The sequence below is a fragment of the Nostoc sp. JL34 genome, from assembly GCF_017114945.1.
Lineage (GTDB): Bacteria > Cyanobacteriota > Cyanobacteriia > Cyanobacteriales > Nostocaceae > Nostoc.
Genome location: NZ_JABXKQ010000061.1, coordinates 1 through 15807, shown reverse-complemented (window position 1 = coordinate 15807; position 15807 = coordinate 1). Strand labels below are relative to the sequence as shown.

At 40.7% G+C, this 15807-nt stretch carries 13 protein-coding genes; 5 read left to right on the top strand and 8 right to left on the bottom strand.

Translation table 11 applies throughout. The annotated features are described in order from the left end of the window. Positions 1-97: 97 nt before the first annotated feature. On the bottom strand, positions 98-1420 hold the full coding sequence (locus tag HWQ44_RS12750) for a hypothetical protein (protein WP_292718992.1): 1323 nt from the start codon (positions 1418-1420) through the stop codon (positions 98-100). A gap of 983 nt (positions 1421-2403) precedes the next feature. Between HWQ44_RS12750 and fmt the strand changes: the two genes are divergently transcribed. Both fmt and HWQ44_RS12740 read left to right on the top strand, forming a co-directional pair. After that, complete coding sequence (fmt, locus tag HWQ44_RS12745; RefSeq protein WP_292718990.1) at positions 2404-3408, top strand: methionyl-tRNA formyltransferase; 1005 nt, start codon at positions 2404-2406, stop codon at positions 3406-3408. Between the two features lie 467 nt (positions 3409-3875). Continuing rightward, a complete protein-coding gene (locus tag HWQ44_RS12740) occupies positions 3876-4115 on the top strand; it encodes a hypothetical protein (protein WP_292718988.1) in 240 nt (79 codons plus the stop codon). Between the two features lie 307 nt (positions 4116-4422). On the opposite strand, the gene rpsU is transcribed toward HWQ44_RS12740, so the two are convergent. The 3 genes from rpsU to HWQ44_RS12725 all read right to left on the bottom strand — a co-directional run bounded on the left by rpsU (position 4423) and on the right by HWQ44_RS12725 (position 5366). Continuing rightward, positions 4423-4614 (bottom strand): 30S ribosomal protein S21, encoded by a 192-nt coding sequence (rpsU, locus tag HWQ44_RS12735; protein WP_094333031.1) that lies wholly within the window; start codon positions 4612-4614, stop codon positions 4423-4425. A gap of 120 nt (positions 4615-4734) precedes the next feature. Next, positions 4735-5058, bottom strand: a complete 324-nt coding sequence (locus tag HWQ44_RS12730) for an RNA-binding protein (protein WP_292718985.1) — start codon at positions 5056-5058, stop codon at positions 4735-4737. A gap of 149 nt (positions 5059-5207) precedes the next feature. Further along, positions 5208-5366: a hypothetical protein gene (locus tag HWQ44_RS12725; RefSeq protein WP_292718983.1), complete on the bottom strand. Its 159-nt coding sequence runs from the start codon at positions 5364-5366 to the stop codon at positions 5208-5210. Between the two features lie 15 nt (positions 5367-5381). Here HWQ44_RS12725 and HWQ44_RS12720 point away from each other — a divergent pair, with 15 nt between their 5' ends. Together HWQ44_RS12720 and HWQ44_RS12715 are read left to right on the top strand one after the other, a co-directional pair. Then, the gene (locus tag HWQ44_RS12720; RefSeq protein ID WP_292718981.1) at positions 5382-6776 is read left to right on the top strand and encodes a TldD/PmbA family protein; all 1395 of its coding nucleotides are present in this window, start codon (positions 5382-5384) and stop codon (positions 6774-6776) included. A gap of 301 nt (positions 6777-7077) precedes the next feature. Next, complete coding sequence (locus HWQ44_RS12715; protein ID WP_292718979.1) at positions 7078-7608, top strand: pentapeptide repeat-containing protein; 531 nt, start codon at positions 7078-7080, stop codon at positions 7606-7608. Between the two features lie 370 nt (positions 7609-7978). On the opposite strand, the gene HWQ44_RS12710 is transcribed toward HWQ44_RS12715, so the two are convergent. From HWQ44_RS12710 to HWQ44_RS12700, 3 genes are all read right to left on the bottom strand, one after another. After that, on the bottom strand, positions 7979-9598 hold the full coding sequence (locus HWQ44_RS12710; protein WP_292718977.1) for a tetratricopeptide repeat protein: 1620 nt from the start codon (positions 9596-9598) through the stop codon (positions 7979-7981). 762 nt (positions 9599-10360) lie between these two features. Next, positions 10361-11869 carry a UbiD family decarboxylase gene (locus HWQ44_RS12705; RefSeq protein ID WP_292718975.1) on the bottom strand — a complete coding sequence of 503 codons (1509 nt, stop codon included), beginning with the start codon at positions 11867-11869 and terminating at the stop codon, positions 10361-10363. 680 nt (positions 11870-12549) lie between these two features. Next, positions 12550-13272 carry a carbonic anhydrase gene (locus tag HWQ44_RS12700; protein WP_292718974.1) on the bottom strand — a complete coding sequence of 241 codons (723 nt, stop codon included), beginning with the start codon at positions 13270-13272 and terminating at the stop codon, positions 12550-12552. A 335-nt stretch (positions 13273-13607) separates the two neighbouring features. Between HWQ44_RS12700 and HWQ44_RS12695 the strand changes: the two genes are divergently transcribed. After that, positions 13608-14930, top strand: coding sequence for a hypothetical protein (locus HWQ44_RS12695; RefSeq protein WP_292718973.1), 1323 nt, complete (start codon positions 13608-13610; stop codon positions 14928-14930). Between the two features lie 697 nt (positions 14931-15627). Here HWQ44_RS12695 and HWQ44_RS12690 read toward each other — a convergent pair. Beyond that, on the bottom strand, positions 15628-15807 hold a 180-nt coding region (locus HWQ44_RS12690; protein ID WP_292718972.1), incomplete at its 5' end, for a hypothetical protein.

The window sequence follows — 15807 nt, the reverse complement described above, 5'->3', positions numbered from 1 at the left end:
TGCATATCCAAATTTAGCAACGCCAAAAATGTTTATCACATAAAAAAATCCCGTTGTCAGCAGTGACGACAACGGGAGTATATAGGATGTTTATAACCTATCGGTAGGCAACTTGTGGGCCTGCCCAAATCTCTGTAACCTTTTTACCAAAAGTAATTGGCTGATCGTTGTCTGTTGTAGTCATAGTCTTGCCATCATTAGCAACTTGCATTAATGGCCAGTTTTCCTCGCCCAATTCGCCTGCACGGAACAGTACATGATCCGGTTGGCTTTTACTCCAGCCTAACAATACGGCAATCTTATCATGCTGTTCTTCCTCATTAGCCGGAGCTACTGTGTTAGCGTGATTTTTTTGCCGATCCCAAATCACTGCACTATCTGTAGAATCACCTGTGTTAAATAGACCTTCAAACTTGCGGGCTAAGAAGCGATCGCCTTTTTCTGACCAGCTAACTGGAACTAATACCCCAATCTTACCACTCGGATCAGTTTCTTCTGAAGACTCTGCCTTTACAGCCTTTACCTTTAATAAAGGATCGCTAACTGGAGTAGTTGAAGCCATCACCCACAACTTCTTGGTTTTCATATCTTGGACAAACAGAACGCTGGTGACACGGCTGTTGTACATTTGGGGTTTTACCTCCAGTTGCACCCGGCTATAAACAGCATATTTACCATCTGGAGAAATCACAGGAACGCTGCGGTAGTGACGCACTCCAGAACCACCCTTAGAAGCGATCGCCTCTTGAGTAGCTGTAATCCATTTCCAAGGAATAGGATGAGGACTACCGAGAGGATCTATTTGTTCTGCTTGGGACTCATCAACTGGTTCAGCAGCAGGTATTTCCGTCGTTGTAGTTGGTTGTGATTCTCTAAGAGTTGGTGCTACTTGCACCGCTACCAATGATTTAGTAAAAGACTTCTCCCTAGCTTGAGAATTTTCTTCTCGTCTCAAAGACTTGACATTAGCAGCTTTGAGTTTTCGTACTAAATTAAGTTGACTAACAGGAACATCTGTTAATGGTGCGAGTTCAACTGCTGCCAAAGAATGAGGAACAGTTAAATCGCTATTTGATACAGAACTATCTACTTCAGCCGAAGATTCAATTTTATCCGCTGGTAATACTTGCGGTTCCTGAACAGCAGTCCTTTCTGTTGGCACAGAGTCAAATTCTTCTGTTATCGAGTCGATTTGATCTGTTTTTAATGTTTCAGCTATCTCAGGTTCCCCAACTACAGCTATTTCCTTTGATACAAAGTCAGACTCTCCAGTTATCAAAGTTAGTTTAGCTACTTCGGATTTTACTGGGGTCGAGTGACTCGATGCCCCTAGCAAGGGTGCGATCAATATCACAACGACAATGTAATTGAGAAATGGTTGCGCGCGGAACCATCCTGACAGCAAAAGGGGTTTAAGCATTTGTAGACTCTCTAGAGGGGGTGGTTGCTATGTGAGAAGCAATACCTATGCAGCAATGGGGCAGGCGGTAATTATATGTATAACAAGAAACTAAAAGCTTTGACGAAATAATTTCTTCAAAGTTTGCAGAGTTTTACAAAAATTAAGTATCATTGTCTACACCTTTTATTACTAAGGTACTGAATGTTTTTTTACAAAAATATGCGAGTATAGTAAATATGCTGATAGCTCAGTAATTACTACACAATATATAATGTTGCTGTTGCTATAACCAACACACCAAAAACAGGTATTGCTTAAGCGAGATTCAGGGTATGGTTTAGGCAATGACGCTGACAATCAAAAAGTGAGATAAATCGGCTATCGGGGATCGAATTAGCGATCGCTAATCCGCAGCAAATAAGCCAGGTTATACACTAAATCTAACAGCGCAAACCCTCATGATGGTAAACGTGAGGCGTTACATGGAAAGCTGGGAAAGCGGACGCATGATACATCATACTCAGAAAATATTGCTATCAGCAACCCAAATTTATAAATTGCTATCTAAACTACAAAAATAGCTAGAAGACGCAATAGTTTTTTAGAAACACAACTTGCATTTAAAGCAAATTTAGAAAAGATGAGCAGGAACACAACAAAATTGACTCGGCGGTAGATGCTCTAGCGACTCGCGACTAAAAACCACTAAGTGATTAGGTTCACTAGAGGCAGATGCAGTTGATACTAGCTGTTACACTTGTTAACTTAACTATTAAGTTAATCAAGCAGCCTTTGGTTTCACGAATACGAAAACATTGTACCACCAAACAGCCAATATTATTTACAGCAAATCAACTGTGTTTTCAACTGCTATCCAGAATACAGGAGTTTGCTAAATCATGGCTTGGTGAATTCTGTTTAAACATGTAAGTTGCATGTTGTCAGTGATCAAGAGCGCACTTACCATTAACTAATGACTAACAACTAGCAACTAATTATTAATGAAAATTGTATTCTTTGGTACACCTCAGTTTGCTATACCCACATTGGAAAAGTTATTGAATCATTCAGAATTTGAGGTGTTGGCAGTTGTCACCCAACCAGATAAACGCCGGGAACGCGGAAATAAATTGACGCCTTCACCAGTAAAAGCGATCGCTACTGCTCATAATTTACCAGTATGGCAACCCGAACGGGTGAAAAAAGACACTGAAACTTTAACTCAACTCAAACAATTAGATGCAGATGTGTTTGTTGTTGTCGCTTATGGACAGATTTTATCGTCAAAAATCTTGAATCTGCCAAAGTTGGCCTGCATTAATGTGCATGGCTCGATTTTACCCAAATATCGTGGTGCAGCGCCGATTCAGTGGTGTTTGTATAACGGTGAGAGGGAAACGGGGATCACCACCATGTTAATGGATGTGGGCATGGATACCGGCGCAATGCTACAAATAGCCACTACACCCATTGGATTACTCGATAATGCCCAAGATTTAGCCGATAGACTAGCTGCGATCGGTGGGGATTTGTTGGTAGAAACTCTGTTGAAGTTGGAACGTAAAGAAATTCAACCAATTCCCCAAGATAATTTAGCAGCTACTTATGCACCTCTGATTCAAAAACCAGATTATGCTTTGGATTGGTCAAAAAGCGCGATCCAATTACACAATCAAATCAGAGGCTTTTACCCTAACTGCACGGCTACCTTTCGTGACAACTTGTTGAAAATCACCGCTTCTGCTCCCCTTGGTTCTGTAGGCGAGCGCGATCTACCAGCAGAATTACAAGAATTACTAGATAAACTGCCTGATTTGTCAAATGTATCAGACAAACCAGGAGTTGTAGTAAGCATTGTCAAAGGAATTGGCGCGATCGTCCAAACTGGGGAAGGTTTGTTGCTGTTGCGAGAGGTTCAGCTAGCTGGTAAACGTCCCCGGTCGGGATGGGATTTTGTTAATGGTACTCGCTTAACTGTGGGAGAAGTTTTTGCTGCGGGAAGTTGAGGGGGATGCAGGAGAATAACTCCTAACGTAGTTTTCACTCTCCCCCTCAAACTGCTTTGTTGTATGAATGAAAAAAGACACTTTTTTCCTCAATTGGAGCAGTAATTAGTTTTCGCCTTTGTAGCTATCCGGTTTGACCAACTGGATCATCTGGTTAAGCACAGCACATTGCAGAAATAACTCGATAATTCGCTAGGTCGGGAAATGCTATATGAACGCAGTAATTGTAAATCTAGCAATATATAGTAGTATACTCTTTTTAATTGCCCTCGTTTTACCCTTCAGCAGATTAGTAGTTTGATTTGTTAAAGAACACACAGATGTATCAAAGTAAACTTTTTGTTTGGAGTATCCAAAACTTTGTGGACAACATTGTCAAGAGTTTTTAGATGCGGTTTCATCTCAACTTGGAGAAGATATTGCACTCCTTCAAATTGACCAAGCCGCAGCACATTTGACTTAATGAGTTGAAATGGCCTGAAAATATTATTCTCTTATGTCAACCTGCCCATTCTCCACAACTTAAGCCAATTGAAAGGTTCTGGCTTTTTCTCAAATCTCAAATCAAGGATCAGGTATTCAACACCCTTGAAGAACTTCGCGATCGCCTCAACCAACTTCTCAGTACAATCACATCGGAACGTGTTATATCTTTAACTTCTTATGACTTTATTCTCGAAGCTCTTTTCTATGCAGCTTCAATGTAAATTGTAAATTGATATAACGCCCAAAAATTTAGCGGTAGATAAGATAGTGAAGAGTATTGAGCTACCACAGATTATAGTTATGAATTATGACTTATTTTCTAACCACTTATCCTTGCACTTCTCACTGATGCAGAACAGTAGGAATTAACATAAATTCAGAATAATTTTGCCTTATAGCAAGAAAGGTTTCCGAAGGTTAAAATTTACTCATTAGATTCTTCTTTGGAGTACAGCGATCGCCTCTTCGATAGCTAAGAATCTAATGAGATCGTGCGTTAGCATAGCTAACCATAGGTATCGCTAATTGTCAATTACGACGGAAATTTCTCTTGCGTTGTTTGTGCCTTGCGACTTCTTTGCGCTTGTGTTTTTCCAAAGGCGTTTCAAAGTGACGATGCTTTCTCATGTCTGGAAAAATACCTGCTTTGGAAACTTCCCTCTTAAATCGACGTAAGGCTGACTCAATTCCTTCATTTTCGCCCACAAATACTTGGGTCATTTTCATCTCCTACTTAATTGGTACTGGGCAATTTTAAGCCATCCAGTAGACCGGAGCGCAAAAAGGGCAGATAATGGTTCTGCCCTTAAGACGTTAAAACTTAATTTTTGATCTTAAAGTTTAGTAACGGTTATTTCTGTTGTATCCACCGCCACCACCACTGTTGCCTCGGTTTCCACCACCAAAAGAACCACCTCTGTCTTCCTTTGGTTTCGCCTTATTAACTTTCAGGTCGCGTCCCATCCACTCAGCCCCATCAAGAGCATCAATGGCAGCTGTTTCTTCAGCTTCTGTGCCCATCTCTACAAAAGCAAAGCCGCGTGGCCGTCCTGTTTCACGGTCAGTAGGCAACTGAACCCGCTTTACAGTACCGTGTTCGGCAAAAACAGAATTGAGGTCTTCTTGTGTGACCTCGTAGGATAGATTACCTACATAAATTGACATGCGTTATCTCCAAAATCATAGGTGTGTAGAGATTTAGATTTCGGAGACAAGCTTGTTAAGACCAAAAGGGAAAAGCCTGTCAATACTAAAAACAAACGCTGTAACCGAATTTTATTCTCACTTGATTACCTTAGCACATCATTCAGTTCTTACCCACCGTAATAAAAGGAAGTACTAAGAGTCAGAGTGCTACGGGCGGGATTGCTGATTGGGTATTGGCAAGAATTTAGTCCCCAGTCCCCAATCCCCTTATGATATTGAGTAGCAGAAATTCCCCAAATAATTGCAAAATAAATGCAGTTCGTCATTGTTACTACCTGGAAATGCCGACTACACTTGCTGACGCCCAAAATTTACTTTCTGACCTGATCGCCCGCTACTCACAGCGTGTAGATTATTTGATGATTCGCCTTGAAGAAGCAGAAGGGACTGATATCTTGTTGCGTGGTGACAAGGTAGAAACCCTCAGTGAAGGCATCTCTATTGGTGGACATATTCGCGCTTGTTATAAAGGTGGATGGGGGTTGAGTTGCTTTAACCAGCTGGCGACGATTAAGGATCGTATTGAAGAAGCGATCGCTGCTGCGCGGATGGTTGGTGATGAAGAAACTTTACTTGCACCCATTGACCCGGTGCAAGCAGTATGCGTTCTACCTCTAAAAGGGGCAGATCCCCGAAAAATCCCACTCTCGCAGAAAAAACAATTGTGCGATCGCTATGCCCAATTGCTCAAAAGCGTTGATCACCGGATTACCACTACCTCAGTGCGTTACGGTGACAGCGCCCAAAAAGTGATCATCGCGACTTCAGAAGGCACTTTGATTGAGCAATCTTGGGTGGATATGGAAATGCGCTTTGCCGCCACCGCCAGAAATGGCGAAACTGTACAAACTGGGCGGGAAACTACTGGCTCTCGCAAAGCTTACGAAGATTTAACTGATTTGGATCAACAGGTTAAAAGTGCTGCTCAAAGAGCGATCGCAGCTTTATCTCTGCCATCGGTCAAAGGCAATACTTACACCGTAGTCATTGACCCAATTCTCACGGGTTTATTTGTCCATGAAGCCTTCGGACATCTTTCTGAAGCCGATATGGCTTACGAAAACCCCGATCTGCTGGAAGTCATGACCATTGGACGGCGGTTTGGCCCAGAAGAACTCCAAATTTTTGATGGTGCTGCCCCAGAGGGCCATCGTGGCAGCTATTTTTACGACGATGAAGGCACACCTGCTACTACCACTCAACTAATTAAAGATGGAGTTTTAGTCGGGCGTTTACATTCTCGTGAAACCGCTGGCAAATTGGAGGAAGCACCTACGGGTAACGCCCGCTGTCTCAACTATCACTTTACTCCCATTGTGCGGATGACAAATACCTGGATTGAACGGGGTAAAACGCCAGTCGAAGACTTATTCACCGATATCAAGGAAGGAGTTTATGCCCGTAATTGGTTAGGTGGGATGACGAATGGGGAAATGTTCACCTTTAGTGCTGGGGAAGCGTGGATGATTAGGAACGGCAAAATTGCTGAACCTGTGCGGGATGTAACGCTTTCGGGAAATGTATTCCAAACTTTAGCGGATATTGAGGCACTTGGTAATGATTTCTACTGGGATGAATCTGGCGGTTGTGGTAAGGGAGGACAAAACGGCTTGTCAGTAGGTTGTGGTGGCCCTAGTCTCCGAATTCGAGATGTAGTCGTTGGTGGGGAAACGTGAACTATCCGCCGCGATATCCACTATTTTGGGTATTGCGGTGGACTTACAGCAATTAGTCAAAAAAATCGGCGTTGCTGGGGTTACTAAAGTTTTAAATTCTTCAACATCTCTCTCAAGGATGAAAGTAATTCATAACTCTAGGTAGTAGCGCTAATAGTTAAAGATGGGTAACTTAAATATAATAAGTGATTAGACATTCACTCTGGCTTGATTCACCACACCAATCCTCCGTAGCGCGCACCGGGGATTTACTGCCTGTCTGGATAGCCTCAATTAAACGTTCCTTAGCACAGCGACAGATATGAAAGCAGATCAACTCCTGAAAAACTATGCCGCAGGTGTCAGAGACTTTACTGGTGTCAACTTGAGCGAGGCAAACTTAAGGGAAGCCGATCTTAGTGGTGTAATTTTAGATAGAGCAATTTTAGATGGAGCTAATCTGAGTCACGCTAACTTAGCCCACGCCAGTTTGATTGAGACAGACTTAAATGGAGCAGATTTGAGCAATGCTAACCTCAGTGGGAGCAACTTAAGCGGAGCTATTTTAGATGGAGCTATCTTGGATGGAGCAGCAATGGAAGGAGCTAATTTGAATCACGCTGATTTGACGGTTGCAAAACTGATTGAAACTAACTTGAGTGAGGCGGATTTGCAGGAAGCAAGCTTGATAGCAGCGAATCTAGACGGAGCCGATTTGAGTGGTGCAGACTTAACTGTAGCCGACTTATCCCAGGCAAATCTCACCCAAGCAGATTTGAACCAGACAAATTTAAACGGAGCAAATTTGTCTGGAGCTAATATAGAAGGAACAATCTTAGATGAGAATGTGTAAAGCATTCCCTACGATTAAAGTCGGCAGATTTTTGCAGAGAAACAAAAATAGCGGCTTGCTTCCTATGCAGATTCCGAAACACTATCTTGTTCGGAATTCTGGATTCTGAATTATTTTTCAAAAAAGCGATGTCTGACGACAAGCCGCTTCTCTACGAGACGCTGCGCGAATGCATCTACGCTGACGGAAACCCAAAGCTTGAAAACTGCATTATCTATTCTCAATAAATTTGATTTTTTATCCAGAACAATAATGGTTTAGTTGTCAAGTAAGCAAAAAATCTTATCAAACAAGGGTTTCCAGATTGTTAAAAAAGATGTAGATAATGGATAAAGCGAGAAGGGGCTAAGATATGGCACTTAGCAATTGTCTAGAAGTTTAAAATATCTAATGATTCTTCTATTTCTAAATCTAATATTCTTTCTCGTGTATCTTTGAGTGCTTCTAATTTACCTTCTTTACGATAGATGTCTGCTGCTTTTTGAAAATCTTCAATTGCTCTCTGTTTATCTATGATTTCTAAACGAATATTACCACGATTGTAATAAGCATCAGCATAATTTGAATTAATCTGGATTGCTTGAGTATAATCTTCAATTGCTCCCTCAAAATCTCCTAAATCTGAACGAGCATTACCACGATTGTAATAAGCATCGGGATAATTAGGATTAATCAGTATTGCTTGAGTGTAATCTTCAATTGCTCCTTCAAAATCCCCTAAGTCTGAACGAGCATTACCACGATTTTTATAAGCTATGGCATCTTGAGGATTAATCTTGATTGCTTGGGGAAATCCCGGTTGAGATCCTAATAAATAACGAGTAATCCCACGGTTTTTATAAGCATCAGCATAATGGGGGTTAATTTTAATAGCCTGAGTATAATCCTCAATCGCTCCTTGGTTATCTCCGATATGAGAACGAGCTTCAGCCCGGTTTTTATAGGCTACGGCAACATTAGGATTAATTCTAATAGCTTGGGTATAATCATTAATTGCTTCTTCTAATCGCCCCAGTTGATACAGGGCTAAACCTCGTTTATTGTAATATTTAGCATCATGAAAATTCATTTGAATTGCCTGAGAATAATCTGCGATCGCAGCTTCATAATCTCCTATTTGATAGTGAGCTAAACCTCGCTTATAATATAAACTAATATCACCATGATTAACTTCTAAAGCTTGATTATAATTAGTAACTGCATTTGTATATTCTCCTTTTTTGAAACACTGATCACCCATTTGGACATAAAATAAATTTAAATCTTCATTACCATATTCAGGTTTAACAAAAGATTTTGTCACCTGATTATTAGTTGGCTTAGATGGAATTTCCTGCTTCGGGAGATATTGATAGATTGGTGGTTGTTGCCTAGTATAATTATTTATAGAAGATTGTAACTGTTCTAGATAGCAAAATAAGCCACCACCATATAGTAATTGTTCTATTCCAAAGGAAATTTTACCAGTTTTCAACTTAATCATCCGGGTTGGGAGAAAGCCAGCCAAAAAAAGGTGATACTCAGATTGTGCTTCACTCACATCCTCTTGAATCAAAATGCAAACTACAACTGCATTTTTTTCAACCTCTTCAGAACTAATTGACCATCTTACTCTGTCAATTCGACCATGACGAGATTTAACCTCGATACCAATAGATGGGTCAGAAGTCAAGGTAAAATCTATATTGCCATCGCCGCCGAATCGCTTTTCATAATCAACTTCCGTAATAAAATCAGCTAAACGTTCTTTGACAACTTCTTCACCCAACTTCCCTTTGAGATAGCTAATAAAAACTTCACGAACTGGCGAAACACGCTTATATTTCTCAGCCATCTGCCAGCAAAATTCCCGTAGTGCCTTTAACCTTTCTCCAGAGATTATAGTTAATTCACTGTATTGACCTTCTGTTTCACAATGAAGCAGACAACCAGATGTTAACCTTTTAATGAAATCAGACTGTAGCGATCGCAGTAGTGTAATCCAGTCCATTTATATTTCTGCGAATCTTTTGATGAGATTATTCTATTAAAATATCCAGTTGGCGTAAAGCTTTAAATTAGTTTGGGTGATATTTCCAAAAATTGTTTACTATTCTGCAATAATTCTTAATTTAAGTTAATGTATCACAATTAGCAGAGAATAATATTGGATTAAAGGGAGTGTATTAAGACATAGCACTCTGTCTCAAACATCGCTGCTTTTTAGAGTCGAGTAGAAGTGGTAATTTATTGATAGATTTGCCGGAGTTATTCTAGATTATTCACAGTTTTGATACTGGTGAAAATAGCCATTAATATCTCAACGTTCTGTATCTGGATAATCCCTGGTAATATTGTTAACCATTCGCTGCCAAATTTTAATTATAAAACCATTTCAATACCTTCAATAATTTCTTCTATTTTTCCTTGTTTGCCTTTAAATATGCCATATTCATAGTTAGACATTGGCAGGATTTATATCAGTTTTGAAGGTGCGCCTATGTCTGATTATGCCAGAGCTTTGCCTGCGGTGAAATTAACTCAGGAATCATTTTTAGTGACTATATATAAGACGCTTGCACTCAACAATTATGTGGATACGCTCATCCAGTAGAGACTATGGCGATCGCTCTTTTTGTGAGGTGATTTTTCAGAGCGATCGCTACTGCGCGATCTATTTACCTGCAATTCTGTAATTTTGGATAATTTTGACTGATAAAAATCAGTTATGCTGATACCCAGCAGAGATTTTTACCAGTTTCTATCTAACACGTTACTTCATATCATAGCCAAACAAATTTGGGTCTACTTCTCCTAACTGCAACTCTGCCAAACCATACTCCGCCCATCGTCTCTCTACCATCGCCGCCACATCTGGGTCAGATTCCAAAGGCAAACCCCATTCATGGTCTGTTTCCGGCGGAATCTTTGTAGTTGCATCAATTCCCATCCGTCCACCTAAGCCAATCTTCTCACTGGCAAAATCCAACGTATCAAAAGGTGTATTCGGCAGAATAAAGACATCCCGCACAGGGTCAACTTTGGAACTAATCGCCCAGACAACTTGACGCGGATCGCGGATATTTATGTCTTTATCCACAACAATTACAAATTTGGTGTAAGTAAATTGTGGTAAAGCACTCCAAAACGCTAAAGCTGCTCGTCGCGCTTGTCCTGGATATGCTTTATCAATGGAAATAATCGCCGCTTTGTAACTCAAAGCTTCCATTGGTAAGAAGAAATCGACAATTTCTGATACTTGTTGCCGCAGTATGGGCGTATAAATGCGATTAAGTGCGATCGCCATCATCGCTTCTTCTTTGGGTGGACGACCGCTAAATGTTGTTAAGTAAATCGGATTTTTCCGGTGCGTCATACACTCAAAGCGTACCAATGGCGAATCTTCTACGCCGCCGTAATAACCCATGTGGTCGCCAAATGGCCCATCTGGCAAAACTTCCCCTGGTGTAATCGTTCCTTCCAAAACAAATTCGGAATCTGCGGGAACTTCCAAATCAACGGTTTTACATTTCGCTAACTGCACGCCCGAACCGCCATAAAGTCCAGCAAATAGCCATTCTGATAAATCTACAGGGATGGGTGTAGCTGCTGCCATAATAATTAGAGGATCTACACCAAGTGCGATCGCAACTTCTAATTTTTTCCCACGTTCGGCCGCTTTTCGCAAATGCCTCGCCCCACCCCGCACTGATAACCAGTGAACCGTCATCGTATTTTTTGATTGTAGTTGCAAGCGATACACACCTACATTTGGCGTACCCGTCTCACAATCTTTGGTAATTACCAGTCCTAGCGTGATAATCTTGCCAGCATCACCAATATAAGGACGTATCAAGGGTAACTTGTTTAAATCTAAATCATTACCTTGAAGCACAACTTGCTGACAAGCAGGAAAAAAGTCTCGTCCTGGTTTCGCTTTCACCACATCAAACAGTACTTTTCCAAAATCTATCGCCTGGGAAATCTTCTTCGGCGGTTTTGGCTGTTGCAGCATACTTAATTTTTTCCCCAGAGTTTCCAACTCCTCTGGATGCTGCATATTCATCGCCCAGCAAATTCTTTCCACAGTTCCCATCAAATTTACCGCCACTGGGAAAGAAGCGCCTTTGACGTTTTCAAACAACAATCCTGGGCCACCTTTTTGCAGCATCCGGTTGGAAATCTCAGCAATTTCTAAATCCGGGTCAACTAAAGCTGAAATTCGCCGTAATTGTCCCTTATCTTCCAAAATTTTAATGAATCCCCGCAAGTCTCTCGCCATTGTTCTAATAAAGCTGATTATTTAAGAAGTGTGAAGCGCTTTCTTATATTATGGGGCATTGGGCATGGAGCAAAAGAGTTCCGAGTTCCGAGTTCTGGGTACAATAAGTGAGAACTCAGCACTCAGTACTCCTGAAGGGCATTAGGAAGAGACAAGGAAGGAATTTGTTCAATATAATATTGTCCTTGTCGCCTTGTCCCTCATCTCCCCATTCGGTAAATTGTTGGTTTTAATTGGAAATTAACCTATTTAGTAACTTTTCTTAACTGTGTTGTCCTAAGTATTTAGTTATTGTATCTAGGGATACGCAATTATTTTTTATAAATAAGCGCTAACCTAATCAAACATGGCCAGAATATACTATACCTTCCTGGCAGGCGGCCTTGTTATATAGCCCCTGCTGGGTTTATTTTTTACAAGCTTGGATTGTGCCTTGCCTTTAAGTTTTTCTAAATTTTTATGAATTTGCGTTAGCCTAGCCTAACCGTAGATGCGTATAGATGTATATCTTTACCAATGTATCTGTAAAGGGTATTTTGTAAAAAATATAAGTCATATTTTTATAAGTTTAACAATTAATTTGATTAATTTTTAAGATTATCAATAAAAAATATTTTATAAATAATAGTTTTTTGCAACATCATTAAACTAAAAATACTACGCCTAAAATGGGTAATATTTTAAGTAATAATGTTAACGTTACCAGTGTCAATATCGTAACAAGCACCAACAATTTTTAGTTTACCTTCACGGAGCAATTTTGCTAAAATTGTTGAGTTTTCCTGTAATTTTTCAGTCTGATATTGAATGTTAGCTACAACTGCATCTTGCATATTATCATCCGTTCTGAACTTTACCCTTTCTATAGATGGTTTAATCCCCTCAATAATCAAACCAATTCTGCCAGGAAGTGGTTCGTTTTTCATTGCTTCTGCTACTGCACCGCATCTTCTATGACCCAAAACTACAATCAACTGCGAACCCAATACTGTTGTAGAGTATTCCAGACTACCTATAACCGTGTCACTGACGACATTACCAGCAACTCGCACGACAAATAAATCTCCAAGTCCTTGATCGAAGACGATTTCCGCAGGTACTCTAGAATCTGCACAGCCCAATATGGCGGCGAAAGGATACTGAGCTTTAGCAACTAATCGTAGATGTTCTAATGATTGATCGGGATATTGACGTTTTTGATGGATAAATCTTTGATTACCATCCAGCAAGCGTCTGATGGCTTCATTGGGACTGATTGGATTAGGGTTAACTGGGTAAATATCAGCAACAGCAGTTTGCTCTGGATTCCAAAAGCTATCACCAAAAGCAGTAGCGGCAATACCTAACGCACTTGCGAATTTTAAGAAATCACGTCGCCCTACAAATCCATTAATTCGACTCATCAATCTACCTGATAACAACAAAGCTGTTCCCAAGAAGATATCAGACTTAAGCAAGATGAGAGAGTACCTTATTACACGATTTAAGAGTTATTTAATGTTTACATTGTAGCGGAATTTAGAATTTATCTAATGTATAAAATCACTATTATGTTAGTCAACCAAATTTGATATTATCTGTCAATTTTTAAGGCAGAATTAGCCAGAAATGTAACAGTTTTTCTCAGATATCATCTTCTGATTAGTAAAGAGTATAATTCGTGTCAAAAGCCAAAAGGATCTATTAGTTTATATTTCCTGTGTTTTTGGGAACACTTAACAAAGTACTGGCTATAGATATGGCTTTTTTAAACAAAATAAACTGGAATTTCCTCCGTAAAAATGCTCCAAATAGCTCTGGGATAGATCCGTCTGCTTCCAGCCTTCAACCTGTAGCGCGAAAGCAACCTGCAATACCATCAACCTTAAAAAACCTTTCTGAATTAGAGCATCAAATGGAGTTAGAAAGGCGGGTTATCAAAACATCCCCTCAGCAACTGCATCGCAAAACCAAGTGGGGTATAGGTAGTAGGCTTATTTGGATAGCAATACTTATAGGCATTCCCGTTGGTGTAATTTGGGTGGCAAATCAGCCTTACCCGGTAATTCGCCGTCCAGTGATGCTCCATGCGCCTTTTTTGTTGCTACCCAGCTATATCAGCATGGATAATCACTATCGAGAGGCGTTGGTATCAGTCGAGCAAGCTGAACAATTGATTGAAAAAGCTACTAGTCCCGCTGATTTGGCTTTGGGAGAACAGAAGCTACAAGAAACACAAAAACATCTAGATCAATTACCAACTTCCTTTGTCAACGACTGGTCACAATACAGATATTGGTGGTATGACTCGCGCTTTAGCATCTATGGTTTTAATACATTTCGGAGTAAAGTTGGGCAGCTAGAAGCTCAGGTTTTTCAGGAAAAGAATGCTCAGTCCTTGCTTACCGATAATATGCAGGCTTTCTTAAATGCAAAACAGCAATATGAACGAGCTGCAACAGTAACTGATAAACAGACTGCAACAACTGCTTGGCAAACGGCGCTGAATCAATTTGAGCTGATTCCTGGTGAAACTCTGGCAGGAAAAACTATACAAAATCAACTAGATAATTATAAACGTGAGTTTAAAGAAGTTGTTGGATTAGCAGCGGGAAACGATCGCATCAGTGCCTTAATCACCGCAGCGCGACAATTTTCCTGGCAAGCTGCTAAAGCTGGTCAAAATCCGCCGCACACCGTAACGGAATGGGGACAGATAGAAAATTTGTGGATAGAGGCAATTGAGCGGCTTAAAGAGATTCCTTCAAAAGACGTAGCAGGTTATACCGAGGCACAGAAGTTATTGGCAATTTATGAGGCTAATTTAGGTCAAGTTAAGGTCAGACGGCAAGCTGAAACAGATGCTGTGGAAGCTTTGGAGGCAGCGCAACGAGAAATCGAAAGGCTGTTGGCTTCAATTCCTGCTGATGCTCATGATGTGGGGCGTAATCGGGTGTTGAGCCAATTGCAAAGTATTATCAATCAATTAGAAAAAGTGCAAAATGGCACAACAGCCTATTTGAAAGCTCAAGAGTTACTACTATCGGCAAATAATAAACTAAGGCAGCTACAGGTTAAATAAATAGTGGCGATCGCTTTGGTATGATCTCCTTGGCTAAGTGATGCCTTGTCATCACCTGACTTAAATCTGTATAAGTCCACTTGTACTATGTGTTTTCTGTTTGATTTCTAGCCAGTTGTTGTGAAGCGGTGACGCTTGCGCTGCATCCACTTTAGGGTGGTTCGGAGAGCGTGGGCGTCAACAACTGGCCATTGGGTGGGATTTTGAGACGGGAATTCATCCCTTGTAGAATTTTCTCAATTTCCCTGTAACCCTGTTGATATTTCAATTAAAACTGCAACAGAAAAATTTTGGATGCCAAATTGCCGAAAGCACTCAACATAATAGACCTCTTGCAAAATCCAGATTGGATAGCGTTCGTGCAGCGTCTCGTAGAGAAGCCGTAGCGAGTTAGTCCGCCTAATTAGTTATAATTCCCGCATCTGTGCAAAAACCAGGAAACCCTCTTTCCCCCTGCCCCCTGCCCCCTGCTCCCCTGCTGTCTTAATGATAAGTCTTGAACCGGACACGATATTATCCAGCATCGGAAACCTCGGCTCCGGTTTTGCGCTAAATCCCTATCCATGACGTAAGGGACTTCCAACTAAAAAAATATCCTATCGCTGTGGAGGCAGGGGGGCAGGGGGGCAGGGAGCAGGGGGAGAAAGAAAAATCTATCTAAGTAAATTTGGATAATTTATTTTCTGGAATTCCCTAATTAAGAATTACGAATTGCTAATGGGGGTTCTGGCAAATCCGGGTAATTTACGTTTTGGTCACTTTTTCCTGAATGAATGTCCTGTTTTAGTTCTCGACTAGCTGTAGATGTGATTAGAAACGCAAGGATTATTGGGGAGAATTCTTTGAGCATCGAAAACGACGGTCGCGGCAGTGGCAG